Source organism: bacterium, from assembly GCA_024742285.1.
Taxonomy (GTDB): Bacteria; Myxococcota_A; UBA9160; order UBA9160; family UBA4427; genus UBA4427.
In genome coordinates, this window is sequence record JANSYR010000037.1 from 1 (window position 1) to 2672 (window position 2672).

The following is a 2672-nucleotide window of genomic DNA, read 5'->3' on the forward strand; positions in this document are numbered from 1 at the left end:
AGACCCTGCCGCGCACCGAGGAGAACCCGATGCGGTTCCGGGAGGTCCCCCTCACGCCGGAGGAGCGGGTCCGGTCGATCCGGGAGGGGACCGACGGGATCGGATGCCGGGACATCGGGGCCGCCTTTCTCGAGGGGCGCCACGAGGACCCGAAAGCCTACCCGCTGGAAAGGAGGACCGCGGACCTGCTCAGCCGGGTCGTTGAGGCCGCGAGGGCGCGCGGCTACGCGGACGGGTACCGCGCGGCGCGCGACGCGGTCGCCGCCTCCCTAAGCCCGGCGGACGGGGTCGAGCTCCCGAAGGATCATCTCGTCGCGATGCTGGACCGCAGCCTCGACAAGATCGACCCAGACGCGCGCGAGCGGGGCGCGCTCATCGACCGGGTCGAGGCCGGGCTCGCGCGGGCCTTCGCCCGGCCCGTCCTGAGGGCGCGCACATGAGGCCGCTCAGCCCCGCCCGGGTCCGCCGGCTCCTGATCGGGCTGATCAATCAGGTCGTCCACGAGCGCGAGGACCTGCGCGGCATCCCGACGCACGAAGGTAACGAGCCGCAGACGGTGAGCGGCGCCCGCGCCTTCCTCACCGACCTCCAGGCCGCGGACCCGTCCGCGGAGCGCGGTTACCCGTTCGACGCCCGGGTCTGGTTTCGCGAGAGCACCGGGGCGATCAACGACACGCACCTGACCTGCCGGCACGCCCAGTCGGGCGAGCTCGCCCCCGAGGAGGTGCCCGGGCTGCCGGCGCTTCACGGCGCGGAGGCGGCGGCGCGGGCCGCGCTCGGCCCGGTCCTCGACTGGTACCAGCCCGACGAGCACGCGGACCGGCCCCTGGCCGATCTTATCGCCGATGCGGCCGAGGACCTCGCCTCCGACCGCGCGGAGCTTCTCGCGCTCCGCCACGCGATGGCGGAGATCCGGGACCGGACCGGGGAGGCGGAGACGCGCGCCCTCGCGGAGCGGGCCCTCCAGCCCGACAGGCCTCAGCCGCTTGCGAATACCGAGCCCTCTCAGGAGCCCTCTCTATGATCCTCGTCTCCCTCCCCCTCGGGGCCGCCGGTCTCGTCATCAGTTTCGTCTGGGGCTGCCAGGCCACGCTCAGAAGCCCCGAACAAGCGCGCCGGCTCCTCAAGGGGTTTCACGCCCCGTTTCGGGCTCTGCGCCGCCTTCTCGACCCGAACCCGACGGGCGGCGCGTCCCGCTAACCCGTTTCGGGTTTTCGCGTCGCGGCCTTAGGCTGGGCCGCGTTCAGAACACGGGAGCCGCGTCATGCGAAAAGTGAAATCAGGCACGACATTTATCGATTTCGAGCACCTCGACGAGCTGGTCGGGCCGGTCACGCTGGAGTTGGAGCTGGACTGGGAGCTCACCCCGGGCCTGCCCGCCTCCCGGACAGAGCCGGCGGAGGAGCCGGATTTCCAGCTCAAGGACGTCCGGGTCGTCACCGCGCACGGGACCCTCCGCTGCCCGGAGGACGTTCTGGACGCCTTCGCCTCCGACGGCGACGCGGTCGCGCGCGCTCGGGCGCGGGCGGAGGAGGAGCTCCGGGAGCGCGCGGAGATGGCCGCGGACGACGCGGCCCACGCCGCCTCGGAGCAGGACCCCTCACCGTGATCTTCCTGCACGGCTCCTACGACCCGCACCCGGAGGGGCGTCGGCTCACCCCGGTCCCGGACAGCTCGGCGATCTGGGAGGCGATCCCCTTCGTCCAGGTCCTCGAGCGGTACCGGCCGGACTGGGGGATCCCGCACGCCGAGGCCGTCTTCCTCTGCCAGGACCCGGACCATCTCGACCCCTGCGGGGCCCCGCCCGACCACGTGGTCGAGGTGAGCCCGGAGGGGGCCTTCACCCGGCACGATCAGACCTGGGTCAGCCGGATCGGCTGCCTGCTTGACGATCACGGGCCCGATCACCCGGATATCGCGCGTGCCGCGGAGGCGTACTGGGCGGGTCACCCGCATCCGGACGGGCCGGTCTGGGAGATCCGGTGCCGGGCCGCGATGGTGACGCGCGCCCGACCTGACCTCTCCGGGGATACGCGGGAATGGCGATTTGACAGGTGAAGCCTGGAAGACAAGGGACGCCAAACATGGTCTCTTGACGGGAAGCCGCACCGGACGACCTGCCGCCTGCGTCTTTCAGGAGTGCTGTGACGGGTCTAGGGACGGCCCGGATCCATGAGGAGAACGATGAGAAAGCCGGAAGGAATCGACACCACCAGAGCCGTTCCCGACGTCTCGGGGATGAGCGCGGAGGCCCGGGAGGCCGCGCTACGCGCCGCGATGGAGGAGAGCATGGACCGGTTCGAGGAGACCTACCGGCTCCTGGCCACGGAGGCGCTGAGCGATGACCCGGCCCCCTGAAGCCGAGACGCACCCGCGAGCCTCCGTCCTTTCGGACCTTGAGGGCTCCCTCCTGCCGAGCGCGGAGGGGATCATTCTCCTGCACGAGATGCAGCACGCCCGGTTCGGCGGCGGGTCCGGGGTGCGGGACCTGTCCCTCCTTGAGGGGGCGGCCGGGCGCGGCCTGATGCGGCTCCTCTACGAGGACGACCTGGTCGGCGCGATCTGCGCGATCGGGGAGGGGGTGATCCGGTCCCACCCGATGGTGGACGGGAACAAGCGGGCCGGGTTCGCGGTGATCACGGTCGGGCTCGCCCTGAACGGGATGCGCCTCG

At 71.9% G+C, this 2672-nt stretch carries 6 protein-coding genes; all 6 read left to right on the forward strand.

What is annotated here, in order from left to right:
* A partial coding sequence (locus NXI30_28950) for a hypothetical protein (protein MCR9098269.1) occupies positions 1-440 on the forward strand: 440 nt, incomplete at its 5' end.
* Positions 437-1024, forward strand: coding sequence for a hypothetical protein (locus NXI30_28955; protein MCR9098270.1), 588 nt, complete (start codon positions 437-439; stop codon positions 1022-1024). The genes NXI30_28950 and NXI30_28955, both read left to right, overlap by 4 nt.
* A gap of 240 nt (positions 1025-1264) precedes the next feature.
* Positions 1265-1609 carry a hypothetical protein gene (locus NXI30_28960; GenBank protein MCR9098271.1) on the forward strand — a complete coding sequence of 115 codons (345 nt, stop codon included), beginning with the start codon at positions 1265-1267 and terminating at the stop codon, positions 1607-1609.
* Positions 1606-2058, forward strand: coding sequence for a hypothetical protein (locus NXI30_28965; protein MCR9098272.1), 453 nt, complete (start codon positions 1606-1608; stop codon positions 2056-2058). The genes NXI30_28960 and NXI30_28965 overlap by 4 nt, the downstream gene beginning before the upstream one ends.
* Positions 2059-2184: 126 nt before the next feature.
* The gene (locus NXI30_28970; GenBank protein MCR9098273.1) at positions 2185-2358 is read left to right on the forward strand and encodes a hypothetical protein; all 174 of its coding nucleotides are present in this window, start codon (positions 2185-2187) and stop codon (positions 2356-2358) included.
* An 88-nt stretch (positions 2359-2446) separates the two neighbouring features.
* The coding region (locus NXI30_28975) for a type II toxin-antitoxin system death-on-curing family toxin (protein MCR9098274.1) at positions 2447-2672 on the forward strand (226 nt) is incomplete at its 3' end.